This window comes from Nocardia sp. NPDC003963, assembly GCF_053605105.1.
In genome coordinates, this window is sequence record NZ_JBSGIP010000005.1 from 105,025 (window position 1) to 130,238 (window position 25,214).

Consider the following 25,214-nt stretch of genomic DNA (forward strand, 5'->3'; position numbering starts at 1 on the left):
GGCCGCGGCCGGGATCTACCCGAATCCGGGTGCGCTATTCGTCGAGGCCCTGTTCGATCACATAGCGGGTGAGTTCGACCCGGTTGGCGAGCTGCAGTTTGCGCAGCGTGGCCTGCACATGGTTCTCGATCGTCCGGTGACTCAGGTCCAGCCGGGTGGCGATCTGCCGGGCGGACAGGCCTTTGGCCACCAACCGCAGGACCTCGGTCTCCCGGTCGGTGAGGGCGGGCCGATGCGGTTCGCCGGGATCGGCCGGGGCGGTGGCCATCCGGCGGTACTCGCCCAGGACGAGCCCGGCCAGACCGGGGGTGAACACCGCCTGCCCGGCGGCGGTCGCCCGGACCGCGCCGACGAGTTCGGCGGCGGAGGCGCTCTTCATCAGATAACCGGACGCGCCGGCCTTCACCGCGTCCAGTACATCGTCGCGTTCACCCGATGCCGAGAGCACCAGCACCCGGCTGTCCGGGGACACCCGCAGCACTTCGGCCGTGGCCTGCGCACCGTTACCGTCGGGCAGTTGCATATCCATCAGCACCACCTGCGGACGGGTGGCCGCGGCCCGGCGGGCGGCGGCCGCGGCGTCCTCGGCGGTGGCGGCCACCCGGAAACCGGCCTCGGTGAGATCGCGGGCCACCCCTTCCCGCCAGATCGGGTGGTCGTCGACCACCATCACCGAAATCGTCTCCGCCGCCTGATCGGTCACACCGCCGCTCCTTCCGCGTCCGGACGCGCTCTCCATAGTGTCAGACCTGCCCGCCCGGTCCGGGGCGTGACCATCGGGCCCGGGAACGGTCAACCGCGCGGTATGCGGAACTCCCATTCGGTGCCCTCGGCCACCGTTGCCGCGGTGAGCAGTTCGGCGGTGCCGCCCAGGGCGGCGAGCCGGCCGGTGATCGACCGCGATACTCCCATGCGGCCCTCGTCCTCGGCCTCGGTGAGCCGTCCCGGCGCGATCCCGACACCGTCGTCGCGCACACTCACGATCAGTTCCGCTCCGGTGTCCTCCAGCAGGACGAACGCCCGGGCCTCGGGGCCCGCGTGCAATTCCACATTGGTCAGGGCGGCCGCGACGGCGCCGGCGATCTCGTCGGCGGTCCAGCGGCCCAGCAGCACCGGTTCGCCGGGTGTCGAGACCACCACATCCGGTGCGGCGTAGGCGGTGAGCAGCGGCCGCAGATCGACGGTGCTGGTGTCGGCCGAGGCCGGCGCGCCCTGTTCGGAGATGAGCCGCCGCAGCGCGATCTCCTGCTCCCCGGCCCGCTGGGCGAGTTCGGTGGCCGGGCCGCCGATCGCGTTCCCCCGGCGTTTGATGTAGGAGAGGATCTGCAACACACCGTCGTGCACCTGGCGGGCCAGCCGCTCCCGCTCCTCGGCGGCCGCGGTGAGACGGACCGCGCGCTGGAGTTGTTCCTGGGCGCGCCGGGCGGTGTTCGCGGCCAGACCCAGCGCCAGTCCCACCGAGACCAGTACCGGCGCGGTGGCATCGGCCCAGACGTCCTGCCCCCACTGCTGCCGCATGGTGATGATCGCGGCCGCTACGACCAGGCCGGAGGCGATTCCCGCGACGGGGCCGCGCAGAATCGCGGCCGAGATCACCGCGTTCGCCGACCACATGGTGGTGGGCAGGGGTTGATGTCCGTGATACCAGTCGTAATCGGCGACCAGCGGTGTCGCGGCGATCAGGCCGAGGACCACCAGATGGTCGCCGGCCACCACCAGTGTCCGGGTACGCGCGGTCTCGGGCGTGTGCCACTGTGCGAGCAACAGCGCGGAGAGTCCGGACCAGAACACCATCATCGCGATGAAAAACCAGCTCAGCCGCTGATTCTCGTAGTACTGCACCGAGGCGATCTGCTGACCCACCGCGTACAGCAGGGTGACGAGCCGGAATGCCTGTACCGCCCGCCACAGCGGCGCCGTCGCGGCATCGGCCGGATCGGGTTCGGTCGGCCGGTGCGCGCGCATACGGTGCCTTCCTGGTCGGCCGCGGGTGGGCGGGTCGGGCACCAACCTATCGGCCCGGGGGAGCCGGGGCCGGGGTTCGCTCACCTCGCGTCAGCGAGGCCCTTCGGCGTTGCCGGACGTGGGTCGCGCGGACGGTCGTCCGCGGTGCGGTCATCTCGCGGTGGATCCGAGTGGGGCACATCCGGATTCCGGGACGCGGCGGTGGCGGCCGGTCCGAGATACCGTTCGGCCCAGGACCGGTCGAACCAGGCGGGGGCGGCGGCCCGGAAACGCTGGGGATGCCACGAACCCGCCCCCGCCGGTACCGAACCGACGAGCGCGGCGCCGGTGACCCGGGGCAGATCGGCGCGGTTGGTCCGCATGGCCAGATCGGGTTGCCGGGGCCATGATCCGATGACCAGGCCCGCGCATTCCACCCCGGCCTGCCGGAGCGCCCAGGTGGTGAGTTCGGTGTGGTTGAGCGTGCCGAGACCGGGCGCGGTGACGATCAGTACCGGCGCCGACAGTTCCCGGGCGAGGTCGAGCAGAGTGAACTCGCCCAGCCGGACCAGCAGTCCACCGGCACCCTCCACCAGCACCAGATCGGCGGCCCCGAGACCCGCTATCGCGGAGACGGTTTCGGGAAGTGTGAGCAGCGGGGCGCCGCAGCGCCGGGCGGCGGTATCGGGGGCCAGCGGTTCGGGGTAGCGGGCCGGTTCGGCGGTCCGGCGCACTCCGGCGAGCGCGGTCACCGCGGCGAGGTCACCGGGCTCGTCCGCGGCCACGCCGGTCTGTGCCGGTTTGCAGACGGCCACCTCCCGGCCCGCCGCGTGCGCCACCGCGGCCAGGGCGGCGGTGGTGACGGTTTTGCCGACCTCGGTGGAGGTCCCGGTGACGAAGAGCAGGCTCATACCGGTACCGCCCCCGCGGCCCGGGCCCCGGCCAGGATCGGGGTCAGGACGGAATCGATGACGGTGAGGTCGGCGGCCGACAGATCGGCGCGGGCGGTGATCCGTAACCGCGAGGTCCCCGCGGGCACGGAGGGCGGCCGGAAGCAGCCGACTTCGAGACCTTGTTCCCGGCAGGCCACGGCGGCTTCGTAGGCGACCCGCGGATCGCCCAGCACCACTGGTACGACCGCGGAATCGGGTGTGCCGACGCCGGCGATCCGGGCGATCTCGGCGGCCCGGTCGAGTACGCGCTCCGGCAGTCCCCGGTCCCGGCGCAGGATCCGTAGCGCGGCGCGGGCCGCGCCCACGGCGGCGGGTGCCAGTCCGGTATCGAAGATCATGGTGCGGGCCGTATCGATCAGGTGTGCCCGCACTCGTTCGCTGCCCAGGACCACGCCGCCCTGGGCGGCGAGAGCTTTCGACAGGGTGGCGGTGACGATCACATCGGGCGCACCGGCCAGACCGGACTCGTGTACGAGACCACGTCCACCGGTGCCGCGGACCCCCAGCCCGTGGGCCTCGTCGATCAGCAGTACCGCGCCGGCTGCGCGGGTCACCCGATGGAGCTCGGTCAGCGGTGCGAGATCACCGTCGGCGCTGAACACCGAATCGGTGAGGACCAGTGCGCGTTCCTCGTCCCGGGAGTCGAGCAACCGGCGCACCGCGTCGATATCGCGGTGCGGGGCGATCTCCACCCGGGCACGCGAGAGCCGGCAGGCGTCGACCAGTGACGCATGACAGCCGGCGTCGGACACGATCAGCGCACCCCGGCCCGCGAGCGCGGTGACCGCACCCAGATTGGCGGCGTAGCCGGACGCGAACACCAGCCCGGCCGCGAATCCGGTGAATTCGGCGAGTTCGGCCTCCAATAGTTCGTGTTCGGTCGTGGTACCGGTGACCAGCCGGGAACCGGTGGACCCCGCGCCCCACCGGTGCACGGCGTCGATCGCGCCCGCGATCACCTCGGGGTGCCGGGACAATCCGAGGTAGTCGTTGGAGGCCAGATCCAGGCTCGTCGCCGCGGCGGTCCGCGGGCGTAGGCGGCGCCGGAGTCCGGCGGTTTCGCGCGCGGCGGCTCGGTCGTCCAGCCAGGCCAGTGGATCGGAGGTCACCCGGGCACCATACTTGAACGGTGTTCAAGGTTGCGCGCGATATCCCGATCCGAGGTGGACGCCGACGGGCAACGTCAGCGGATATCGGCACCGAGCCGGTGCCGGATACCGGCGGTGAACAGCTGCAGGCCGAAATCGAAGCGGGCTGTCGGATCCTCGGATTCGACGAGGGTGTCGCCGGTGAGGGCGCCGGCGGAGTCCATCTGCATTCGGGACTGCTCGTCGACGGTGTGCCCGAGTACGTAGTACAGCAGCGTGTACGCCGCGAGTTCGGCCTCGTCCCGGGGGATACCGGCGCGAATGACAGCGGCGGCGAGGCGCTCCCGGCCCTTGCTGGTGGTCAGGCGGGAGGCGTAGGTGGCCGAGACCAGTTCCGCGCCGTCGCGGTAGGTGAGCAGGCAGTCGCGCAGCCGGTGGGCCAGTTCGGTGAGGGCGCCCGCCCAGTCGCCGGCGCCGACCGGTTGTTCCATGGGGGCGAGGATCCGGTCGGCCACCGCGCCGAGCAGGGCCTGTTTGTTCGGGAAATGCCAGTACAGCGCGCCGGGCTGGACCTTCAGCGCCCCGGCGAGGCGACGCATGGTGAGGTCGGCCAGACCGTACTGGTCGAGGATGGCGACGGCGCCGTCCACGACGTCGTCCCGGTGTAGCTGCACGGTGCTGTCCTCCCGATCCGGCTGCGGTTCCCCCTGACGCTACCCCAGCCTGAACACTGTTCAAGCTTTGGCGCTACCCTCTCTTGAACGCTGTTCAAGTTCTGGGTTCCGCAAAGGCCGGGACCAGGAAAAACCCGCCGGACGAAGGGATTCGCCAGTGAACCGGGCACCCGTCAGGAACGCCGATACCGCCGTGACCGCCGAAGATGTTCTCGCCGTGGCGCGGGAGCAGGTACTCGACCGGGGCACCGGCCTGTCCCGGCAACAGACGCTCGCCGTCCTGCGTCTCGGCGACGACCGCCTCGAGGAACTGCTCGGACTCGCCCACGAGGTGCGGATGAAATGGTGTGGTCCGGAGGTGGAGGTCGAGGGCATCATCAGCCTCAAGACCGGCGGCTGCCCGGAGGACTGCCATTTCTGCTCCCAATCCGGACTGTTCCAGTCCCCGGTACGCGCGGCCTGGCTGGATATCCCGAGCCTGGTGGAGGCGGCCAAACAGACCGCCAAGACCGGCGCCACCGAATTCTGCATCGTCGCCGCGGTGCGCGGTCCCGACGAACGGCTGATGGCGCAGGTCGCCGCCGGCGTCGAAGCCATTCGCGACGAGGTCGACATCCAGGTCGCCTGTTCGCTGGGCATGCTCACCCAGGACCAGGTCGACCAGCTGGCCGCGATGGGTGTGCACCGCTACAACCACAATCTCGAAACCGCGCGGTCCTACTTCCCGAATGTGGTCACCACGCACAGCTGGGAAGAGCGCTGGAACACCCTGCGGATGGTGCGCGCGGCCGGGATGGAGGTGTGCTGCGGCGGCATCCTCGGGATGGGGGAAACCCTCGAACAGCGTGCCGAATTCGCCGCGGATCTGGCCGAACTCGAACCCGACGAGGTTCCGCTGAACTTCCTGAACCCGCGCCCCGGGACCCCCTTCGGTGAGCTGGAGGTCCTGCCGGCCGGCGACGCGCTGCGCGCGGTCGCGGCGTTCCGGCTCGCGCTGCCGCGCACTCTGCTGCGGTTCGCCGGCGGCCGGGAGATCACGCTCGGTGATCTCGGCGCCCGCAAAGGCATCCTCGGCGGGATCAACGCGGTGATCGTGGGCAACTACCTCACCACGCTCGGCCGCCCCGCCGAAAAGGATCTGGACCTGCTGGGCGAGCTCGAGATGCCCGTCAAGGCACTCAACGAGACATTCTGATCGGCGACGTCAGCCGGGGAAAGGCCGATCCCGTGAGTACTGTCGGCGATATGGACGCGCGCTACAACCCGTTCACGGGCCGGCCTGTCGGGCCCGGACTCGACGAACCGATCGCCCGGGCCGTGGAACTGGGACTGGAACCGCCGCGGTTCTGCGAACACTGCGGTCGCCGCATGGTCGTACAGGTGGACCCCGACGGCTGGTGGGCGAAATGCGCACGCCACCCGCGGATCGATTCCGCGAGCCCGGAGAGGCGGTAGCGATGCCGGACCGGAATCGGGCCGGGACGCGTCGTGAGGTGCGCGCCGCTCTCGTCCTGCTGCTCGCCGTGATAGCGGTGAGCCTGCTCGTCGGGGCGCTGTGGGGGCTGCTCGCGCCCACCGAACGGGTGCTGGTGGTCGAACCGGGCCGCGGCGCCGCACTGGTCGGCGAGAGCGCGCACCGCTTCGACGCGTTGGCGCTGTTCGCCGGTGCCGGCGCGGTCACCGGCTTCCTGTCCGCGGTCGCTGCCTGGCGGTGGCGCGGGATGCGCGGTCCCATCCAGTGCGCGGGCCTGATGGTCGGTTCGGCGGCCGGCGCCTGGGTGATGGCGTGGATCGGCGATCTGGTCGTCGCCTGGGACAATCCGCGGCCCGATGATCCGCCGGTCGGCCGGATCGTCGCGCTGCCGGTGGAGTTGGGCAGCCAGTTCGCGCTGGTGGTGCAGCCGTTGCTGGCCGGGCTGGTGATCCTGATCCTGGCCGGGCTCAGTCCGGCGGAGGATCTCGGGACCGGTTTCCTGAGCCCGTTCGGCGACTCGCGTCCGCAGGACTACGCCGACCCCGAGCCCGGCGGCACGCCGTACCGCACGGACCCACCCGGTGGGCCGTCCACCGGGGATCCGGCCCGGGCCGGTGCGCCGGGCGCGTACACCGCCGGGGATCCCCCTGGAGCCCCGCCGAGCCCCTCGTCCTGAAGGTTCGCGAACGCGAGGTCGCACTTTGCCGAGTCCGGCCGGGCTACGGCGTCGCCGGGCCGGGATCCGTCCGAATCGCGGCCCCATGAAGCGTAGCTCGCCCGCGAACAGGGACGGTGACCGCCGGATCATGTGACGTTCCGGCGTATTTCGGCGAATCCGGCCGGTGTCCCGCTGGGTGGGCCTGCGCCGCGGCCGGGCGCACGCGGTCGATGCCGCCGGTCGTACGCTGAGCGAATCCGGCTGGACGACAAGGAGATGACCTCGTGGGGTTCACCAGCGCGCTCGTGGTCGAGGAGATCGATGGGACGTTCTGGACGGTCCGGGAGCCACTGGGTTACGCGGGCGCGAACGAGCATTTCGAGGTACCCGTCGGGTTCCGTACCGATTTCGCCTCGGTACCGCGGCCGGTGGTGTGGCTGATACCCCGATACGGCGTGTATACGCGGGCGGCGATCCTGCACGATTACCTGCTGCGCTCGGAGTTGGTGAGCAAAGTCGACGCCGACGGTCTGTTCCGGCGGGTCCTGCGGGAATGCGCGGTGTCGCTGCCGCGCCGCTGGATGATGTGGGCCGCGGTACGTTTCGGCAGCCGGTTGCAGGGGGCGTCGCCGCCGGCACTGGCCGTATTCGCCGTGATCGCGGTGCTGTCCATCCTGTTCCTGCTGGTCCCCACCGTGGTCGTCACGGTGTTCCTGCTGCTGTTCTGGGTGATCGAGCTGATCGTCTGGCCGTTCGATCGCGCGGCTCGGCGGCAGGGGACGCATCCTGTACCACGGCCCGAGCTCCGGTCCTGATCCGGCGCCGGGAAGTCGGCTCACCGGGGTCGGAGTCCGAGTGCGACGAACTCGTCGTTCGTCCCCGATCCGGTCGGGCACGAGGCTGTTCTGGGTACGACCGGACGCCCTCCGCGCGACCCCGGCCCGGTCAGGCCCGCGGCCGGAGCGCGGCGAATTCGTCGGTGACGCGTAGGCCGGAGTCGCTGAATCGGTACACCGAGGCCGGTCGCCCGCCCGCGCGGCCGGGCGCGGCGGTGTCGCCGGTGGGGGTGATCACCTTGCGCCGGGTCAGCACCCGTTGCAGGTTCGTCGTATCGACGTCGTAACCCAGTGCGGCGCAATAGATTTCTCGGAGTGTGGACATGGTGAACCGATCGGGCGCCAGGGCGAACGAGATATTGGTGTAGGAGAGCTTCGCGGCCAGGCGTGCGCGGGCGTGTTCGACGACTGTTCCGTGATCGAAGGACATCTCCGGTAGCGCGGCGACCCGGTGCCAGGCGGTGTCGTCGGGTAGCCGGGGGTCGGCCGTGAGCGGTACCAGTCCCAGGTAGGCGGACGCGATACGACGCGGCCCGGGGACGCGGTCGGGCGCGCTGAACACCGACAGCTGTTCGAGATGGTCCACTTCGCGGACATCCACCTTCTCGGCCAGCTGCCGGCGGGCGGAGGTGTCGAGGTCCTCGTCGTTGCGCAGCCGGCCGCCGGGGAGCGACCAGGTGCCGCGCTGGGGGTCCAGCGCGCGTTGCCAGAGCAGTACCGCGAGTTCCCGCCGCGGGCGACCCCCACCGCCCGCGGCGCTTCCACCTGCGGTGTTGCCGGTGGGGAAGCGGCGAACCTGGAACACCGCGGTGAGCGATTCATGGATGGTGCTAAACTGGTCCACGTTTTCGATCATAAGTCGAAAACCTGGTTGAGTGCGAATCGGCAGGGACGCCGATCGCGCGGAGGAAGGAGCGACCATGGCGACGATGGGAGCAGAATTGGCCCCGGCGCCGGGTACCGCACTGCGGGAGCGGATCAGCGACGGACCCTCGGGCTACACCGGGGTCGAGGCGACACCGGAATGGGCGGCCGAGGTGAAACGCCTGGCCCGGCAGCGCAATGCCACCATTCTCGCGCACAACTACCAGTTGCCCGAGATCCAGGATGTGGCCGACCATGTCGGGGATTCGCTGGCACTGTCCCGGATCGCGGCCGAGGCGCCCGAGGAGACGATCGTCTTCTGCGGTGTGCACTTCATGGCCGAGACGGCGAAGATCCTGAGCCCGGAGAAAACCGTGCTCATCCCCGACGAGCGCGCGGGCTGCTCGCTGGCGGACTCGATCACGGCCGAGGAACTGCGCGAATGGAAGGCCGAGCACCCGGGGGCGGTGGTGGTTTCCTACGTGAACACCACGGCCGCGGTGAAGGGGCTCACCGATATCTGCTGCACTTCCTCGAACGCCGTGGACGTGGTCGCCTCGATCGATCCCGGCCGCGAGGTCCTGTTCCTGCCCGACCAGTTCCTCGGCGCGCATGTGAAACGGGAGACCGGACGCGAGAACATCCATATCTGGATGGGCGAATGCCATGTGCACGCCGGGATCAACGGTGACGAACTCAACGACCAGGCCCGCGCGCATCCGGACGCCGAACTCTTCGTCCATCCCGAATGCGGCTGCGCCACCTCCGCGCTGTACCTGGCGGGGGAGGGTGAATTCCCGGCCGACCGGGTGCACATCCTGTCCACCGGCGGCATGATCGACGCCGCCCGCGCCGCGAAATCCAGCCAGGTACTGGTCGCGACCGAGGTCGGCATGCTGCACCAGTTGCGCAAAGCCGCCCCGGGGATCGATTTCCGGGCGGTCAACGACCGCGCGGCCTGCAAGTACATGAAGATGATCACCCCGGCCGCCCTGCTGCGCTGCCTCGAGGAGAACCGCGACGAGGTGCACGTCGACCCGGAGACCGCGGCGCTGGCCCGGCATTCGGTGCAGCGGATGATCGAGATCGGCACTCCCGGCGGCGGGGAATGACGGCGGACCGGATGTGACATCGGTTAGACCGGTGTGGAGTACACGATGACCGTGGAATCGGATCGGATGTGGGAGGCCCACGCCGACCTGGTCGTGATCGGCGGCGGGGTCGCCGGGCTCACCGCGGCCCGGGCGGCCGCGCGGGCCGGAGCGCGGGTACTGATCCTGAGCAAGGGCGGGCCGGCCGATACCGCCACCCAGTACGCGCAGGGCGGTATCGCCGTCGTCGCGCCGCACGGGGATTCGGTGGACTCCCATGTCGCCGATACGCTCGCCGCCGGTGGCGGACTGTGCGACCCCGACGCGGTGCGTTCGATCGTGGCGAGCGGCCCGGACGCGGTGGCCGCCCTCACCGACCTGGGCGCGGTCTTCGACCTCGGCCGGGACGGGGAGGTCTCGCGGACCAGAGAAGGCGGCCACAGTACCCGGCGCATCATCCATGCGGGGGGTGACGCCACCGGTGCGGAGGTGCAGCGGGCCCTGTCGGCCGCGGGGCTACCGGTGCTGTTCGGCACCGCGGTACTCGAGATCGTCACCGATACCTCCGGGGTCCGGGGCGTCGTCGCGGTCTCCGATCGCGGTACCGGCCTGGTGCACGCCCCCGCGGTGCTGCTCGCCACCGGTGGTTTCGGGCAACTGTTCGCGTTGAGCACCAATCCGGCCGGCGCGACGGCCGACGGTGTGGCCCTGGCGTTGTGGGCGGGCGCGGCGGTCGCGGATCTGGAATTCGTGCAGTTCCATCCCACCGTCCTGTACACACCCGACGGGTTCGGGCGGCAACCGCTGATCAGCGAGGCGGTCCGCGGCGAGGGCGCGCGCCTGGTGGACGCACGGGGTGAATCGGTGACCGAAGGTGTCCATCCGCGCGGCGACCTGGCGCCCCGGGACGTGGTGTCGCGGGCCATCGCGGCGCGGATGCGGCTGCGCGGCGAGGACCATGTGTACCTCGACGCCCGGGCGATCCCCGAATTCGGCCGGCGTTTCCCGACGATCACCATGTCCTGCCGTGCCGCGGGAATCGACCCGCGCCGGGAGCTGATCCCCGTCGCGCCCGCGGCGCACTACCAATGCGGCGGCGTGCTCACCGATCTGCAGGGGCGGACCGGTGTGCCCGGCCTGTACGCGGCCGGAGAGGTCGCGCGTACCGGATTGCACGGTGCCAACCGATTGGCCTCCAACAGCCTGCTCGAAGGTCTGGTGATGGGCGAGCGGGCCGGGCTCGCGGCCCTCGAGCGATTGGGCGAACCGGCGGGTATCGCCGGCGGATCCGGGACAGTCCGGCCCGCGGCGGCCCGCGGTGTACTCCAGCAGACCATGACCGAACACGCCTCGGTCGTCCGCGACGGTGCCGGTCTGGCGCGAGCGGCCCGGGTACTGGACACCGCGGGTGCCCCCGAGTCGTCCGCCGTCCCCCCGCGCCGGACGAGTGGCGACCTCGTGGCTCGATTCGAAGACGCCGCACTCACCGTGACAGCACGCGCACTGCTGCTGGCGGCGCGGGTGCGCGCGGAGAGCCGCGGCTGCCACACCCGCTCGGATCATCCGCGGGCAGTGCCGAGCTCGGCCCGGGCGATCGTGGTGCGACTCGACGACGACGGTGCGCCGCGGGTGATCGCGGAACCGACTCCGTTGCCGGCGCCGTCGTGACATCGAGAGATACGGCCGGCACCGGTCCGACAGGCCCGTCGTCCGATAACTGAGCGATCCCCCGCGCACGTGCCGTGGCGGATACGGAAATGAGGAGAAGGCAATGACATTGGACCCCGGCCTGGATCCCGCGGAAGTCCGCGGCGTCATCCGCGCGGCGCTGGACGAGGATCTGCGGTACGGGCCCGATATCACCACCGCGGCCACCGTGCCCGCGGACGCGGTGGTGAAAGCCGCGGTGGTGGCCCGGCAGCCGGGTACGGTCGCCGGGATCGATATCGGACTTCTCGTACTGGACGAGGTGATCGGTGCCGGCAGTTACGAGGTCACCGAGCGGGTGCCCGACGGTACCCGGATCGCGCCCGGTGAGACGGTCCTCGGGCTGGTGGCGCCGACCCGCGGTCTGCTGACCGCCGAACGCACCATGCTCAATCTGATGTGTCACCTGTCGGGTGTCGCCAGCGCCACGGCCGCCTGGGTGGACGCGGTCGAGGGAACCGGCTGCCGGATCCGGGACAGCCGCAAAACCCTGCCCGGCCTGCGCGCCCTGCAGAAGTACGCGGTCCGCGCCGGCGGTGGCGTGAACCACCGGATGGGCCTGGGTGATGCCGCGCTGATCAAGGACAATCACGTCGTCGCCGCGGGCTCGGTGGTGGCGGCGTTGCGCGCGGTACGCGCGGCCGCGCCGGATATCGACTGCGAGGTGGAGGTCGACGATCTCGACCAGCTCGACGCGGTACTGGGGGAGAACGTCCAACTGGTCCTGCTCGACAATTTCCCGCTCTGGCAGACGCAGGCCGCGGTGCAGCGTCGCAACGCCACCGCCCCCGGCACGAAACTGGAATCCTCCGGCGGTCTCAGCTTGGACATGGCCGCCGGCTACGCGCGGACCGGGGTCGATTTCCTGGCCGTCGGCGCCCTGACCCATTCGGTCCGGGTACTCGACCTCGGCCTCGATATGTAGCGGTATCGACTCCTCCGTTCCGGGACCACGGAGTCATTCGGGTCTCAGTATCGGTGGATACCAACCGCGATCCAGGATCCGTACACCCGCCCACAGACAGTGGCCGCCGCGATGCGCGCCGATCCGGTCGGCTGCTACGGGCGCGAGGCTTCGGCAACCACCTGGGCACTTGATCGCCCGGATCGGGCCGCCGGGGTGCCCGTCGGCCCGCAGCACGATCCGCAGCTGCCTTGTGGTGATGTACGGCTCGCACGCACAACTGGACACGGTCGTGGCCACTCGTACATCGACCCATGGGCAGGGACCGGGAACATTGCGGAAATGGAATGCGATCCGCCCGGCGACGACAGGCGCACCGCGCAGGCAGAAGTCCGTCTCAGGGCACCGCACGAGCACCATTCCCTCGGTGTACCGGATCTGGCCGAGCATCTGCGCAACGATCCACGGGTCGGTGTGGTGTTGGCATACGACATCACCGGTCACGGTTCTCCTCGTTCGAACGACTTTCGCGCCAGCGGTCGATCACACGATCGATCTCGCATTGCAGACGTGCGGTATCCCGGTGGCCGGTTTCCCGGTGCCGGCCGTCGGGGTCGAGTGATAGCGCTCGAATCGCAGCAGCTCGAGTTCAGCCTGGCGGCGCCGACCATCGAATACGGAAACCCCGAGATCATCGCCTTCACCTTGCCGAATCCTCGGCCCGGCCAGCTGCTCGATCTGAACTGGGAGACGTTCGGCTACGGTGTGGAGCGGCTGGCATCGCAGATCAAGAATGCCGGGCGGCAACTGGATGTCGACATATGTTTCGGTGTGAACGAAGCTGGGCTGGTCATGGCGTCTTTTCTTGCCTCCACCAGCTTCTCGCGCTGCGAGATCGGATACCTCCGCTGCAACAAGGTTCGGGACGGGATCGATCTCGACGCTGCCTCCTTCTTCCCGGATACCGAAGGCGTTACCAGCATTGTGATCTGCGACTTCGAGGTGAAGCATGCAGATGTCATCGGATACCTCACCGGCCGGTTACGTGCCCGGTACCCGAAGGCCGAGCTGTATTTCGCGGTGTTCGGTGCCATGACCAAGAGTCGTGACCTGCGAGTCGAGAGCTTCGACGAACTGACCGGGGCCGTGATCATGCGCGCCGCCGATCTGGCGGCGGTATTCATCGCTGCCACCATGAGTCCGCCCGGAATCGAGCCGCCGCTGGAGTTGCGATGACCGGCCGCCCAGCGGTTCGAGCCGCTCGCTCGGCAACGCGATTTCGTCCACGCGTTGAGTGGTGGCGGCAGCGGAAAGGCTCGTATCGGTGTCGATTTCGGATCGATCGGGCTGTGTCATGTGGCGGCCGGTTTCTCCGACGCCATGATCGAGTTCGCCAAAGGGTTCGCGGTCTGGGACCTGTCTCCTGGTCACTATGTGCTGCACGCGGCAGGCGGGACCGCTGTCGACCTGGACGGTTCGGAACTCTCGCTGGACTACGATCTGGGTTCGATGGAAACCATCAATCGCGCGATGGGCCGGCGCCAGAAGTTCATCGCCGCCGGTAACCCGGCCCTGGCCGATGAGATACGCCGAACATTGCACGTCTGAGCGGCCGGCCCGACCCGGGAGATCACCGCAATTCGCAGTCGGCTCCGGTCCCCGCAGCTGTCCGCGCGGGGTACGGAACATCTGCGGGGTTCGTGCGGTTGCTCGAGTCGGACCCGGACGAAAGAGGACAGCCATGTCGAAGCCCGCGGATGCCGCCTATCACTGGAACGGCGACGCACTGGATCTGGACGCGTATCTCGCGCGGATCGGATACACCGGCCCGCGCACGCCCACGCTGCCCGTACTGCGCGAGTTGGTCGCCGCGCACACCACGGCCGTACCGTTCGAGAATCTGGAGGCGGTGCTCGGCCGGCCGGTACCACTCGATCTGGAAACTCTGCAGGACAAGCTGATCCGGCGGCGGCGCGGCGGCTACTGCTATGAGAACGTCGCGGTGTTCGCGGCGGCGCTGGAACGCTTCGGCTTCGGCGTCACCGGATTGTCCGGGCGGGTCACCATGGGTTCGGGTGGTCTGCGCCCGGCCACCCACGCCCTGCTACGGATCACCGCCGCGGACGACGACCGGGTGTGGCTGGCCGATGTGGGCTTCGGCGCCGGACCGTCCGAACCCTATGAGCTGATCGACCGGCCGGACGAGTTCCTGCTCGGAGGCTGGCGGTTCCGGCTCGAACGCACCCGGGGCGAATCGGGTGGTGACGAGTGGATATTGCACCAGTTCGCCGGAGCCGGCTGGGTCGATCGCTACACCTTCACCACGAACCCGCAGTACCGGATCGACTACGAGGTGGGGAACCATTTCGTATCGACTTCGCCGCGTTCCCCGTTCACTCAGCGGCCCTTCGTCCAGCGTTTCCTGCCCGGAGTGCATCACACGCTGGACGGTCGCACCCTGACCACCGAACATCCCGACGGGACGAGTGCTTCCCGGGAACTGGAGCTCGCGGAGTTGCCGAAGGTGCTCGCCGAGGTATTCGATATCGATCTCTCCGGCGAAGCCGCGGAGGAGCTGATCAACGCGTCCTGGACCACGCGCTGAGCGCGGCCCGCCCGCCGGGGATCCGCGGCGCCGACGGTCCGGTACCGGTCAGAATCGGGTGCCGACGGACCAGATCGGTGTCGAGTGCACGCGGGTCAGCCGCCAGCCCTCGGGCTCGCGCCGCGCGGAGAAACGGTAGATCTCGCCCAGTGTGAAGCCGGGTGTCGGCAGGGCGGCGTCGGTGGTGGCGGGGGCGAATACGGCGAGCAGGTTCGCTCGGATCTCGGCCGTATCGGTGGCCAGGCCGATCGCGATATTGCTGACGAAATGCTGGATCACCTTGTCCGGTGAGTGGCTGCGCGCCGCCTGTGCGGTGAGGGCATCGCGGCCGGTTGCCTCACCGCCCGGGGTTCGCGCGGTGGCGTCGACGGTGTAGATCGTGCGGAACTGTTCGAAATCCCCGTCGTCCAGCGCGACGGCCAGCCGATCTACCAGCGCGGTGAGTTCGGCGCGATCGCCGAGTTCGCGCAGCGCACGGTCGGGTCGATCGGTGGCGATGTGCACACCGGCCGCGCCGGCGACGGTCGCGCAGAGAGCGGTCAGGAGTATCAGGCGGCGACGAATGGTCACGGGAATCCTCTTCTATCTGTTGGCTGTACCAACGTTGGTGAAGCCAATGATAAGCCACATTGTGGGGGTTGCCAACAATTACTTGCTACATTTCCGGTATGAAGATCGCGCACCAGGACGTCCCCGGTAGGCTTCGCTCGCTGCCGACGCGATTGATCAACCAGGCAGCGTTACTGGCCGATCGCGCCACCGAACAGGCGCTGGCCGATACCGGATCGCGGCGGTACCACTACGCCGTGCTCACCACCCTCCGGGATGGTGGTCCGGCGAGCCAGGCCGAGCTCGGGCGCCGGACCGGAATCGACCGCAGCGATATCGTGGCGGTACTCAACGACCTGGTAGCCCGAGGTTTCGCGGACCGGACGGCGGATCCCGACGACCGCCGTCGCAATATCGTCACTCTCGCCGATCCGGGTGCCGCACACCTCGCCGAACTGGATCGGCGACTGGACCTGGCGCAGGACGAGTTGCTCGCCGCTCTGTCCGCCGCCGAGCGCCGCACCCTGGTCACCCTGCTGACGCGGATCCTGGACGATCACACCGCCGGCTGAAGCTCGGATGCGGGAGTCGCGACCGACCCGCCCGGTCGCTGGTCGAGCAGCCGGGGCGGTCCGGTCGCGCAGCCACAAGACCCGAACGCCCGTCCCGGTGATCAGCAGTCGCGGACCATCGTCCGCTGATGGACCCGTTCGCCCCGGTACCGCAGACCGGGTACCAGTGGCGTCGGACCATACGGGGTGAACCCCGTCCGCTCGAAGAAGCGGACTGCCCGCGAGTTCTCGACCAGCGTCTGCAGATGGCAGCCCGGCGCTCCCTGCGCGCGTAGCCGCTCGAACCAGTGGTCCAGCAGCCCGTCGGCCGCCCCGGTCCCGCGTGCCCCCGGCGCGATATTGATGTGCAGGTGGGCCGGCCGGCGCGGATCGTGTATCTCGCCGGCCGCCGGCGCGCGGCGCAGCGCCGTGGTGGCCGCGTCGAATGCGCTACGGGCGAAGAACGTGGCCGGGCGGCGCCGCAGAACGAGACGGTGCCGGCGGATCGCCTGCTCGATTCTCGAATCCTCGCTCGGGAACGCTTCGGTGTGCACACAGCCGGCGAGGTATCCGACCAGCGTCCCGTCCACCTCGGCGAGGAACAGCGATTCCGGTTCCACATCCATGTACGGGTCGAGGTAGACGGCCGCCTCGGATTCGGGATGGCCCCACAGGGTTTCGGTGGGCGAACCCTGTCCCGCTCGCACGAAGAGCTGCCGCAGCGCGGGACGGTCGGTCTCGCGGAAAACCCGAATTCGCATACCGGCCGATGTAGATGGGAACGGGGCCGGGCTCATGCCGTCAATTCCCGCTCCAAGGGCGTGCGGAAGCGCGGGATCGGACGTACCGCGCCGAACCAGCCGCCGGCGCGTTCGGCCTCGGCCGTGACCAGCGCCGTCGCCTCGGCACCGATATCCTCCAGCAGCCGCGTCACGATCTCGCCGTCCTTGCGCTGGGCCCAGCCGCCCACGATCCGGCCGTCGTACCAGATGCTGGGCCCGATATTGCCGTTGCGGTCGAACAGTCGCGGCTGATGGTCGCCCAGATACCAGGAGCGCGATTGCCAGCCCATCGGTGTCGGGTCCAAGGGTGGCAGGAGAGCGGCCCACGGCGGCGGATCGGCTACCGGCTCGAGATCGTCGGCCAGGATCAGGCCCGGGGTCCCGTCGAGATCGACCTCGACGGTATCGATTCCGGTGAGCGCCTTGCGTACCTGACCCAGCGACCATCCGGTCCACCATTTGATATCACCGGCCGGTGCCGGTCCGAAGGTGCGCAACCAGGCCCGGACGAGATCGGTGCGGGCCTGCTCGATCCCGATATCGCCGAGGGGAGCGGACAGCCACGATTCCACCGGGGCCCACGAATACCGACTGCTCGACCAGGTGCCGTTCGGCCGGGCTCGTACGATCCGGCCCTCGGTACCGAGCAGCACCAGTACCCAGCTGGTGATATTCGTCGGCCGCGAATACGGCTTGTCCGGTGCGGTATCGACCTGCGTGCGCAGTTCGGGAACGTCCTTGCTCAACTGGGCACCGGTGGCGCTGCCCCGCTCCAGCAGTGCCCGGTGGGTGCGATCGGCGACCGCGGCGAGCCAGCCCGCAGCGTCACCGTCGCCGATTCCCGCCTGCTCCAGGTACCGCGCGTAGGTCCGGCGCTGTTTGGCGGCGAGATCGGTACCGCAGGAGGCATGCAGTACGGGCACCAGATCGACCGGCGCGACGAACATCGTGCGCCGCATCGCCAGCATCCGTACCAGCGACCGGTCCGTGTAGAGGGCCCGCTCCACCTGCGCGGGACCCAGGTCGTGACCGCGCGCCGCCACCGACAGGTGCACCGTGGCCGGATCGGTGGCGTGCAGCACCACCATCGACCGGGTGATCTCGGCCGGATCGGTACTGCGGTACGCGCCGGCCAGCCGGTGCCGGACTCCGATCCGGGCCCGGCGCTGCGCGGTACTGATCGAATACATGGCCCGGATGCTAGCCGCGGGATCCGACACCCCGTGCTGGTCCGGCCGGGTTCCGGCCAATGTGGCCCGCGCCGTGGAATATTCGAAGGATGAGCAGACGCACAGTGAGCTTCCTGGCCGGGGTGCTGTTACCGGCATTGACGGCGACGCTGCTGGCCGGGGCGCCCGCCGCCGCGACCCAGGCGTGCGCTGTACAGACCCGCCCCATCTCGGTACCGGTCGGTGGTGAGCAGGCTACCGGTCTGGTCTACGAACCACACGGCTGTGCGATCGGCAATGCGCTGATCGTGGCCGCGCACGGGCACAAGGGATCCGCGGCCCAGTACTCCGAGTACCTGACCTCGATCGCCACCCGTACCGGGACCCCGGTCGTGTCGATGGATATGCGGGGTAGCCCCCAGTGGCGCACCGGGGAGTGGAACCTGTGGGCCGGGTGGCAGGATCTCGTCGCCGCGACCCAGTGGTACAAGGGTTCGCATCCCGGTGTCGCGCGCACCATTCTCTGGGGCTGGAGCCAGGGGGCGATGACGTCGGGCCTGGCCGCCGCCTACGGTCCGGCCGGCCTGTTCGACTACTGGGTGGACACCTTCGGACCCTCGGATCTGTTCACCCACTGGTCGGGTCCGGCCGCCGACTATCCCGCGCTCCAGGCCCAGATCCAGCGCGACGCCGGCGGCTGCGTCCCGACCGTCTGCCCGCTCGCCTACGCCGAACGGTCCCCGGCGCTGCAGGCCGGCCGGATGAGTATCCGACATGCCTTCCTGATCCACGGGACCGCCGATCACGTGGTGCCGTATTCGGCCAGTACCCAGATGCGGGCCGCGCTGATGCTCGCCGGCAAACCCAGCACGCTGTACTCCATCGTCAGCGGCCGCACGCTGAACGGGATGGTCGAACCCGGGCGCCACAATGTCGGCCCGGCCCTGTTCGAGGCGGGCTGCGTGGTGGAGCGCCTCGCGCTGGGCACCGAACCGATCGACGGAAACCGTGACTACGTGGTCGATGTGGCCAAGGGCATCGTGGCCGCGCCCCCGCCGCCGCCCAACGCCAAATGCGCCGCATAGCCAGCGGTGGTCAGGCGATCGCGTAGCCGCCGTCGATACCGATCACCTGACCGGTCACCCAGGAATCCGGTCGCGCCAGCGCGGCCACCCAGGGCGCGATATCTTCGGGTCGGCCGCGGGTGCCCAGTGGGATCCCGGCGGTCTCCTGGGCTTTCAGTTGTTCGATCTCGTCGCCGGACAGGCCCATCCGATCCAGTGCCTCGCTCTCGGTGGGCCCCGGCGCCACCGCGTTGACCCGGATCTTGTGCGCGGCGAGTTCCAGTGCCCAGCTGCGGGTCAGTTGTTCGATCGCGGCTTTGCCCGCGCCGTAGTGGCTGATACCCGGTGCGGGCCGGGAGCCGAAGGTGCTGGAGATATTGACCACCGCGCCGCCGCGCACCCGCAGGTACGGCAGCGCCGCCTGCGTCACCAGGGTCGGACCCAGCACATTGGTGGACCACATGCGCAGCGCGTCGCCGGGGTCGATCTCGCCGAGCGCGGCCGGTATACCGAATCCGGCGTTGTTGACGATCAGGTCCAGCCGTCCGTGCGCACCGGCGGCCGCGGCCACCATCGCCTCGGTATCGGCCGGCACGGCGACATCACCGGTATGGACGCGGATACCCGGGCGGGCCGCGGCGGCCCGCTCGAGCGCGTCCCGGCGGCGGCCCGTGATCACGACTTCCATACCGTGATCGGCCAGTTCCACGGCGACCGCCGCGCCGATACCGGATCCGCCTCCGGTGACCAGGGCGGTCATCCCGGTGAGGTCGCCGGGGGTACCCCGCTGAGAGACGAGTGACGTGGAGGGAGCCGAGCGGGAATCAGTAGCCATGGTTCCGACGCTAAACATTGACACGGGTGTCATGAGCAAATCAGGAGGCGCTGTGCGTATCGGTGAACTGTCCCTGCGGACCGGAGCCAGCCCTCGTTCGCTGCGCTACTACGAACAGAGCCGGCTGCTGCGTTCCCGGCGGACCGCCAACGGATGGCGCGACTACGACGAGGCGGACGTCCATCGTGTCCGCCGGATCGCCGAACTGCTCGGCCACGGTCTGACCGTCGACGGCATCCGGCAGCTCGAGGAATGCCTCGACCAGCACGGTCCGGCCGAATGCGACGACCCCGCGCGGGCGGTCGAGGTCTACCGGGCCCGGCTCGCGGTACTGGACGATCGGCTCGATCGCCTCCGCGAACACCGTGACACCCTGCGGGATTCGCTCGGCCGGATCGAATCCGGTGCGGCGCAGCCCGGGGTCCGCGAACATCGGCGCGAAGAGTCGCGCTGAGGCGCTACCGCGGAGAGGGACCGGCTACCGCGGGTGAGTCCTGCTCGGACAGCTGGTCGTAGCCGATCGCGAAGGTGCTGCCGGCGGGATCGGCTCTCGTCCGGCGCCGGTCACCGATCTGCGGTCCCGGGACACCGCTGTGGACATGTGCTGCCGTCGCCCGGTCCGGGATCACCCGGCGACCTCGGGCCGCACGGCCCTGAGGAAGAGCTCGACGAGACCGTCGGCGTATTCGGGCGTGAGCGGGCCGGAGCGGAGCAGCCAGCGCTGGTAGAGGGGTGCGTACAGCAGTTCGAGCGCCAGATCGAGGTCGGCGTCGAGGGCGATTTGCCCGGCGCGCTGCGCGCTGCGCAGGCGGGCTTTCTTGGCCTCGTCCAGCGGACCTGCCAGCTTGTCGTGGTATTGAGCGGCCAGAGTGGGGTCGTTGATGATCTCGGTGTTGAGCGCCCGGATCGGGCCCTCGAACGCGGGGTCGGCGAACTCGGCCACCGTCGCCCGCATCACCAGTTGGAGATCGGCCTCCAGATCGCCGGTGTCGGGCAGTGCCGTGCTCTGTTCCGGCCCGGCTTCGCTGAGTGCCAGGAAAGCATCCAGGACCACCGCTCCTTTGGAGGGCCACCAGCGGTAGATGGTCTGTTTTCCCACGCCGGCCCGGGCCGCGATGGCTTCGATGGACAGCTTGGCGTAGCCCACTTCGGAGACCAGTTCGCGGGCCGCGGTGACGATGGCCCGGCGGGAGCGTTCGCTGCGCCGGGCGGGATCTGGCTGCTTGACCATGTCGGGATCCTAACACGGGAGCGAGACGAGACGGACCGTCTTGACAGGTAACGAGACGAGACGTACCGTACTGTCTCGTTGCATTGGACCAGCTTGAAGGAGGTGGAGCCCATGACCCGGATATGGTTCATCACGGGCGCGTCACGAGGATTGGGCCGGGCATTCGCCGAGGCCGCACTGCGGGCGGGCGACCGGGTGGTGGGCGCCGCACGCAATATCGAACCCCTCGCCGACCTCGCCCGGCAGTACCCCGACGACCTGGTCCGGTTGCCGATCGATGTCACCGACCGCGCCTCCGTGTTCGCGGCGGTGGAGCGGGCGGTGACAGCGTTCGGGCGGCTCGACATCGTGGTCAACAACGCCGGCGTCATGCTCCTGGGCATGCTGGAGGAGGCGACAGAGGAGCAGATCAGAGCTCACTTCGACGTCAACCTGTTCGGGGCGATCTGGGTGACCCAGGCCGTGCTGCCCCAGCTGCGGGCCCAGGGCGGCGGGCGAATCCTGCAGGTCACCACGATGGGCACGGGCGGCGGTTTCCCGATGGTCGGTCTGTACGCGGCCGGCAAATCGGCCCTCGACTCCGTGAGCGAGGCCGTGGCGATGGAGGCCGAGCAATTCGGCGTCAAGCTCACCATTGTCCAGATGGGCGGCTACGACACCGGTTTGTTCACCTCGGGCACCACGATGACGACACCCGAACCGCAATACCGGGAACTGCGTGACCAGCTGGTCGAGATGTGGGGAGACGACTCCGGCCCTGCCCCGGACACCGCCGCTCCCACGATCATGGAGCTGGTGGACCTGCCGGACCCGCCGCGGCGTCTCATCGTCGGCGGCGCGTCCTACGACATAGTCCAGCAGGACCTCCAGGACCGGATGGCGCAGTACCGGCAGTGGGAGGATCTCAGCCGCAAGGCGCCCGGCTGATGCATCCGCGGGTGTGGGCTATCCGATCTCGGCTTCGGGTCGCCAATCCTGCCAGCGTGGAATCCACCAGCAGTCGCCGCGATCCAAGGCGGCGGCGACGCGCTCGGCTTCGCGCCACACCATATCGGCCTCCGCGGGGGTGAGCCGGCCGACGGCGACCTGCTCCGCGACGTCGTCGCGGTCCTTCCACTCCCATACGCCGTCCCGGACGACGATATCGAGTCCGTGATCATCGGTGTCGAAATAGCCGTCGCCTCGGCGGTAGGGCCGTTCGAAGTTGATGTACCAGCGATCGAACCGGCTGTGGCGGAAGAACGCCCACACCGAATAGGCGTCGCCGGGGCGATACAACTGCAGCACACTGCTGCCGGTCCAGCAGTCCTGGCCCGACCAGGGGTGTGGACCGAACGGATGTGGGAAGAACACGAAGGGGGTGCCGTCTGTGATCCATACGGCCAGTACGTCGTCATCCGCGATGACACGCACCGGCATGGTCATCCACACCCGGCCGTGCAGTACTTCACGGCGCTGCACCGTGGACCCGACCACGAATCCGGACCCGGCGTCGTCTCCCACGCCTCGACAACTCCCACCCCGGTCAGTGCCCATCGATCGATGCTAGATGGGGCGGCACCGTCACCGTCCGGCGTTCGGCGAACGGATATGTCCAGCAACGCCCCGGTGCCGACCGGCTGGGATCAGTATCTCGTCCGGCACCTGTCGTGCCTCTCCGACTGATGGTCCACGGATCCGGAGGTGATGCTCGTGGGCGGCCGAACGGCAGTGGTGTCTCCTGTGCCCGCGGCCGTCGGAAAGCCGGACACACTGCTGTATTTCGGCGGTGAACGTGCGGTCTTCGATACGCACCGGGCGATATTGCGGACTTTCGGGGGCGATCTCGTCCATCTCGGCGGGGAGCCGGATCTGGCCGCCCTCTACGAGTCGGCCGTCGGCGCGACACTCCTTCCGGCACTGCTCGGATTCTTCGAAGGCGCGGCACTGCTGGCCGCGCGTGGTATCCCAGCGCAGACGATGGTGCCCTATTCCGTCGAATGGCTACAGATGATCGAGTCACTACTACCGATCATGGCCGGTGAGATCGACGACCGCGACTACACCCGGCTCGGCTCCTCGATCGCGTTGTTCCACGACGCGATCTCCCATGACGAGCAGCTCGGCGCGGAGTCGGGTGTCGATAGGTCCTGGCACGCTCCGATGCACGAACTGTTGCGCCGGGCGGTGGTCCGCGGCCGGCGCGAACAGAGCGTCACCGCGTTGTTCGAGCTCCTGGCGTCCGACCGGCCGGGCGGATGACCGAGTACCCCGACTCCGGACGCGGACCGGCACAGAGTCACCGGGAGCCCGTTTGTTCAGTTCCGGACTCGATCGTGGCGGTCGGCGAAGCTCAGGAAGCGGGGGATCACCACTTCCTGGTTCGCCCACAGCAGGTCGTGGCCGATACCGGGGTAGATCTCCACATCGACCGACGGAATATGTTGCCGGGCACGGGCTGCCCCCTTCTCGGGATCGTTGACGACCGTATCGGCGCCGAAGAGCACCAGCGTCGGCGCGGTGACGGCTGCCAGCTCTTCGTCGCTGAGTACTCGGTCCCATGGCATCCCGGTCCGGAACTTCAGGCTCGCCATGATCATCGCGAACTCGTCCTCGGAGAGCTCGGCGCGGGGTGTCAGCCAGGCGTTGAGTTTGCGCATACGTTCCGGGGTCGGACGCAGGCCGGCGGCAAGGAATTTGAGCAGCAGGCTCCATTTCGGCCTGGTGAAGGTGGCCCCGCCGGGTTCGAACATGGTGAGGCTCGCCAAACGATCGGAGTGGTAGACCCCGACCATGACGGCCATCCAGGCGCCCAGGGAATTCCCGGCCAGGTGCACTCGATCCGCACCGAGTCCATCGAGGATCTCGACCACCCACTTCGCTACATCGGCACCGTCGCGTACGGGCGCGGTCTGCACACAGCGTCCCGGCCACCCGATGACGTCCGGTGTGTACACCACGCGCTCGCTCGCGAAATCCTCGATGAATCGATGCCACACCAAGCCGTTGCCCGAGGTTCCGGGCAGCAGTAGGACCGGGGCACCTTTCCCGCTTCCGGACTTGCGCACATGTGTCGTCCCGAACGATGTCTCGATATCGAGGGTGGTCGAGGGAACCGGCCACCGCTCCGCCCATGCGTCGTAGATGCGCAGAAAGTCGGTTTTCGCTTCATCGCTGGTGAATCGCCCGATCTTCGGCATGAGTGCACCCCTTCTCTTTTTTATAGTATGAGCATACTACGTTAGATGGTACAGGCATACTATGAATCCGGAAGTTGTTCACAGCAGAGGTCAGGAGCGAGCCGGTGCCACGATTGGTCGACCACGAACTGCGACGGCGGCAGATCACCAGCGCGGTACGGCGGCTCATCGTCCGTGGCGGCCTGGACGCCGTGGCTTTCCAGTCGGTCGCCGCCGAAGCCGGCTTTTCGGTGAGCCTGGTGCAGTACTACTGCGGCACCAAGAAAGACCTCCTCCTCGCGACCCACCGATCGGTGATGGAAGACGTCGGCGCCCGATTCGCGCAGCGCTGGGCCGGCCTGGGCGATGATCTGACCCCCCGCGAAGCCATCTACGCGGTACTGACCGAACTCCTTCCGCTCGATGATCAGCGCCGTGAGGAGGCCATCGTGCTCGGCGTATTCGGCACGGCATCGGTCACCGGCGAGGGCATGACCCCCGAGGAAACCCACACAGCTGCGCGCCTTCTGGTCTCCATCCTCGCCGACCAGCTCGGCCGAGCCCCCCGCCTCGAACCGACGGTGACTCGAATCGATCTCGTCGCCGAACTCATCACGGCCGCTGTCGCCGGGATCGCCCAGGGCATGATCCAAGGCCACGGGACAGCCGAACTGGCACTCGAACTCGTCGACCAGCAACTCGACCTCGTCCTCGGAAATCGGAACTGAAGGCCGCTCGAGTGGGCCGTTGAACCGGAATGTGGAGTACGTGCCGCACACCTCGGGTCGAGCCACTGCGCGGCCGCCTCGTCATCAGCCGCCCCCTGCTGCCGCCGAGACCGCACCACCCGCGTCTACGACACCGGAACGGCTACCCGGCCCTCTCCCGAGGAGCCGTCACGCCGGATCTGGTCCACCCACCGATTCGACACTCTGCCACCGGGCCGGCGGAAGCTGAACCGGCAACTTCGAGTCGCTCGAGCTCATCGGGCAGCGTTTCGGTGGACCACCGTCCGGGCGGCCGGTCGGGTGTGGGTGCGGGTGTCGAGCATTCGGAAAAGAATTTCCGCGTCCGGCG

General features: G+C 69.1%; 29 protein-coding genes. 16 read left to right on the forward strand and 13 right to left on the reverse strand.

The annotated features are described in order from the left end of the window. Positions 1-34 precede the first annotated feature (34 nt). From ACWEWT_RS14015 to ACWEWT_RS14035, 5 genes are all read right to left on the reverse strand, one after another. On the reverse strand, positions 35-670 hold the full coding sequence (locus ACWEWT_RS14015; RefSeq protein ID WP_452559170.1) for a response regulator: 636 nt from the start codon (positions 668-670) through the stop codon (positions 35-37). Between the two features lie 122 nt (positions 671-792). Beyond that, complete coding sequence (macS, locus tag ACWEWT_RS14020) at positions 793-1,965, reverse strand: MacS family sensor histidine kinase (RefSeq protein ID WP_452558953.1); 1,173 nt, start codon at positions 1,963-1,965, stop codon at positions 793-795. Positions 1,966-2,045: 80 nt separating this feature from the next. After that, positions 2,046-2,855: a dethiobiotin synthase gene (gene bioD, locus ACWEWT_RS14025; protein ID WP_452558955.1), complete on the reverse strand. Its 810-nt coding sequence runs from the start codon at positions 2,853-2,855 to the stop codon at positions 2,046-2,048. After that, complete coding sequence (locus ACWEWT_RS14030; RefSeq protein ID WP_452558956.1) at positions 2,852-4,006, reverse strand: 8-amino-7-oxononanoate synthase; 1,155 nt, start codon at positions 4,004-4,006, stop codon at positions 2,852-2,854. Before ACWEWT_RS14030 ends, bioD begins: the two co-directional genes overlap by 4 nt. Positions 4,007-4,080: 74 nt before the next feature. Continuing rightward, a complete protein-coding gene (locus ACWEWT_RS14035; protein ID WP_452558958.1) occupies positions 4,081-4,659 on the reverse strand; it encodes a TetR/AcrR family transcriptional regulator C-terminal domain-containing protein in 579 nt (192 codons plus the stop codon). 193 nt (positions 4,660-4,852) lie between these two features. Between ACWEWT_RS14035 and bioB the strand changes: the two genes are divergently transcribed. The 4 genes from bioB (at position 4,853) to ACWEWT_RS14055 (ending at position 7,606) form a co-directional block, all read left to right on the forward strand. Next, entirely contained in the window at positions 4,853-5,854 is a 1,002-nt protein-coding gene (bioB, locus tag ACWEWT_RS14040) for a biotin synthase BioB (RefSeq protein ID WP_452559171.1), read from the forward strand. Positions 5,855-5,904: 50 nt separating this feature from the next. Next, complete coding sequence (bsaP, locus tag ACWEWT_RS14045; RefSeq protein ID WP_452559172.1) at positions 5,905-6,114, forward strand: biotin synthase auxiliary protein BsaP; 210 nt, start codon at positions 5,905-5,907, stop codon at positions 6,112-6,114. 2 nt (positions 6,115-6,116) lie between these two features. Then, complete coding sequence (locus tag ACWEWT_RS14050) at positions 6,117-6,809, forward strand: DUF2567 domain-containing protein (RefSeq protein WP_452558960.1); 693 nt, start codon at positions 6,117-6,119, stop codon at positions 6,807-6,809. Positions 6,810-7,075: 266 nt separating this feature from the next. After that, positions 7,076-7,606: a DUF1353 domain-containing protein gene (locus ACWEWT_RS14055; protein WP_452558962.1), complete on the forward strand. Its 531-nt coding sequence runs from the start codon at positions 7,076-7,078 to the stop codon at positions 7,604-7,606. Between the two features lie 130 nt (positions 7,607-7,736). On the opposite strand, the gene ACWEWT_RS14060 is transcribed toward ACWEWT_RS14055, so the two are convergent. Then, positions 7,737-8,483 carry an NUDIX hydrolase gene (locus ACWEWT_RS14060; protein WP_452558964.1) on the reverse strand — a complete coding sequence of 249 codons (747 nt, stop codon included), beginning with the start codon at positions 8,481-8,483 and terminating at the stop codon, positions 7,737-7,739. Between the two features lie 64 nt (positions 8,484-8,547). On the opposite strand from ACWEWT_RS14060, the gene nadA reads away from it, so the two are divergent. From nadA to ACWEWT_RS14090, 6 genes are all read left to right on the forward strand, one after another. Further along, positions 8,548-9,603, forward strand: a complete 1,056-nt coding sequence (gene nadA, locus ACWEWT_RS14065; RefSeq protein ID WP_452558965.1) for a quinolinate synthase NadA — start codon at positions 8,548-8,550, stop codon at positions 9,601-9,603. A 45-nt stretch (positions 9,604-9,648) separates the two neighbouring features. Then, complete coding sequence (locus ACWEWT_RS14070) at positions 9,649-11,250, forward strand: L-aspartate oxidase (protein WP_452558967.1); 1,602 nt, start codon at positions 9,649-9,651, stop codon at positions 11,248-11,250. A 103-nt stretch (positions 11,251-11,353) separates the two neighbouring features. Continuing rightward, positions 11,354-12,214: a carboxylating nicotinate-nucleotide diphosphorylase gene (gene nadC / locus ACWEWT_RS14075; RefSeq protein WP_452558969.1), complete on the forward strand. Its 861-nt coding sequence runs from the start codon at positions 11,354-11,356 to the stop codon at positions 12,212-12,214. 597 nt (positions 12,215-12,811) lie between these two features. Next, complete coding sequence (locus tag ACWEWT_RS14080) at positions 12,812-13,429, forward strand: hypothetical protein (protein ID WP_452558970.1); 618 nt, start codon at positions 12,812-12,814, stop codon at positions 13,427-13,429. A gap of 54 nt (positions 13,430-13,483) precedes the next feature. Continuing rightward, on the forward strand, positions 13,484-13,801 hold the full coding sequence (locus tag ACWEWT_RS14085; protein ID WP_452558972.1) for an inositol monophosphatase family protein: 318 nt from the start codon (positions 13,484-13,486) through the stop codon (positions 13,799-13,801). A gap of 133 nt (positions 13,802-13,934) precedes the next feature. After that, positions 13,935-14,798, forward strand: coding sequence for an arylamine N-acetyltransferase family protein (locus tag ACWEWT_RS14090; protein WP_452558973.1), 864 nt, complete (start codon positions 13,935-13,937; stop codon positions 14,796-14,798). Between the two features lie 48 nt (positions 14,799-14,846). Here the strand turns inward: ACWEWT_RS14090 and ACWEWT_RS14095 are convergent, their stop codons facing one another. After that, positions 14,847-15,368, reverse strand: a complete 522-nt coding sequence (locus ACWEWT_RS14095) for a nuclear transport factor 2 family protein (RefSeq protein WP_452558974.1) — start codon at positions 15,366-15,368, stop codon at positions 14,847-14,849. Between the two features lie 98 nt (positions 15,369-15,466). On the opposite strand from ACWEWT_RS14095, the gene ACWEWT_RS14100 reads away from it, so the two are divergent. Further along, positions 15,467-15,919 (forward strand): MarR family winged helix-turn-helix transcriptional regulator, encoded by a 453-nt coding sequence (locus ACWEWT_RS14100; RefSeq protein WP_452558976.1) that lies wholly within the window; start codon positions 15,467-15,469, stop codon positions 15,917-15,919. Positions 15,920-16,020: 101 nt separating this feature from the next. On the opposite strand, the gene ACWEWT_RS14105 is transcribed toward ACWEWT_RS14100, so the two are convergent. Both ACWEWT_RS14105 and ACWEWT_RS14110 read right to left on the reverse strand, forming a co-directional pair. Next, the gene (locus tag ACWEWT_RS14105; protein WP_452558978.1) at positions 16,021-16,659 is read right to left on the reverse strand and encodes a GNAT family N-acetyltransferase; all 639 of its coding nucleotides are present in this window, start codon (positions 16,657-16,659) and stop codon (positions 16,021-16,023) included. A 32-nt stretch (positions 16,660-16,691) separates the two neighbouring features. Continuing rightward, positions 16,692-17,870 (reverse strand): winged helix DNA-binding domain-containing protein, encoded by a 1,179-nt coding sequence (locus ACWEWT_RS14110; protein ID WP_452558980.1) that lies wholly within the window; start codon positions 17,868-17,870, stop codon positions 16,692-16,694. 89 nt (positions 17,871-17,959) lie between these two features. Between ACWEWT_RS14110 and ACWEWT_RS14115 the strand changes: the two genes are divergently transcribed. Next, entirely contained in the window at positions 17,960-18,934 is a 975-nt protein-coding gene (locus tag ACWEWT_RS14115; RefSeq protein ID WP_452558981.1) for an alpha/beta hydrolase family protein, read from the forward strand. Between the two features lie 10 nt (positions 18,935-18,944). Here ACWEWT_RS14115 and ACWEWT_RS14120 read toward each other — a convergent pair whose 3' ends face one another. Beyond that, positions 18,945-19,748, reverse strand: a complete 804-nt coding sequence (locus tag ACWEWT_RS14120) for an SDR family NAD(P)-dependent oxidoreductase (protein WP_452558983.1) — start codon at positions 19,746-19,748, stop codon at positions 18,945-18,947. A gap of 52 nt (positions 19,749-19,800) precedes the next feature. Between ACWEWT_RS14120 and ACWEWT_RS14125 the strand changes: the two genes are divergently transcribed. Continuing rightward, entirely contained in the window at positions 19,801-20,202 is a 402-nt protein-coding gene (locus ACWEWT_RS14125; protein WP_452558984.1) for a MerR family transcriptional regulator, read from the forward strand. 171 nt (positions 20,203-20,373) lie between these two features. On the opposite strand, the gene ACWEWT_RS14130 is transcribed toward ACWEWT_RS14125, so the two are convergent. Further along, on the reverse strand, positions 20,374-20,979 hold the full coding sequence (locus tag ACWEWT_RS14130) for a TetR/AcrR family transcriptional regulator (RefSeq protein WP_452558985.1): 606 nt from the start codon (positions 20,977-20,979) through the stop codon (positions 20,374-20,376). A 111-nt stretch (positions 20,980-21,090) separates the two neighbouring features. Here ACWEWT_RS14130 and ACWEWT_RS14135 point away from each other — a divergent pair, with 111 nt between their 5' ends. After that, on the forward strand, positions 21,091-21,906 hold the full coding sequence (locus tag ACWEWT_RS14135; protein WP_452558987.1) for an SDR family NAD(P)-dependent oxidoreductase: 816 nt from the start codon (positions 21,091-21,093) through the stop codon (positions 21,904-21,906). Between the two features lie 18 nt (positions 21,907-21,924). On the opposite strand, the gene ACWEWT_RS14140 is transcribed toward ACWEWT_RS14135, so the two are convergent. Beyond that, positions 21,925-22,515, reverse strand: a complete 591-nt coding sequence (locus ACWEWT_RS14140; RefSeq protein WP_452558989.1) for a DUF402 domain-containing protein — start codon at positions 22,513-22,515, stop codon at positions 21,925-21,927. Between the two features lie 186 nt (positions 22,516-22,701). On the opposite strand from ACWEWT_RS14140, the gene ACWEWT_RS14145 reads away from it, so the two are divergent. Further along, positions 22,702-23,220, forward strand: a complete 519-nt coding sequence (locus tag ACWEWT_RS14145) for an imine reductase family protein (RefSeq protein ID WP_452558990.1) — start codon at positions 22,702-22,704, stop codon at positions 23,218-23,220. A 56-nt stretch (positions 23,221-23,276) separates the two neighbouring features. Here ACWEWT_RS14145 and ACWEWT_RS14150 read toward each other — a convergent pair whose 3' ends face one another. Next, positions 23,277-24,158: an alpha/beta fold hydrolase gene (locus ACWEWT_RS14150; protein WP_452558991.1), complete on the reverse strand. Its 882-nt coding sequence runs from the start codon at positions 24,156-24,158 to the stop codon at positions 23,277-23,279. 104 nt (positions 24,159-24,262) lie between these two features. Between ACWEWT_RS14150 and ACWEWT_RS14155 the strand changes: the two genes are divergently transcribed. Next, positions 24,263-24,865 (forward strand): TetR/AcrR family transcriptional regulator, encoded by a 603-nt coding sequence (locus tag ACWEWT_RS14155; RefSeq protein ID WP_452558993.1) that lies wholly within the window; start codon positions 24,263-24,265, stop codon positions 24,863-24,865. Positions 24,866-25,214 lie beyond the last annotated feature (349 nt).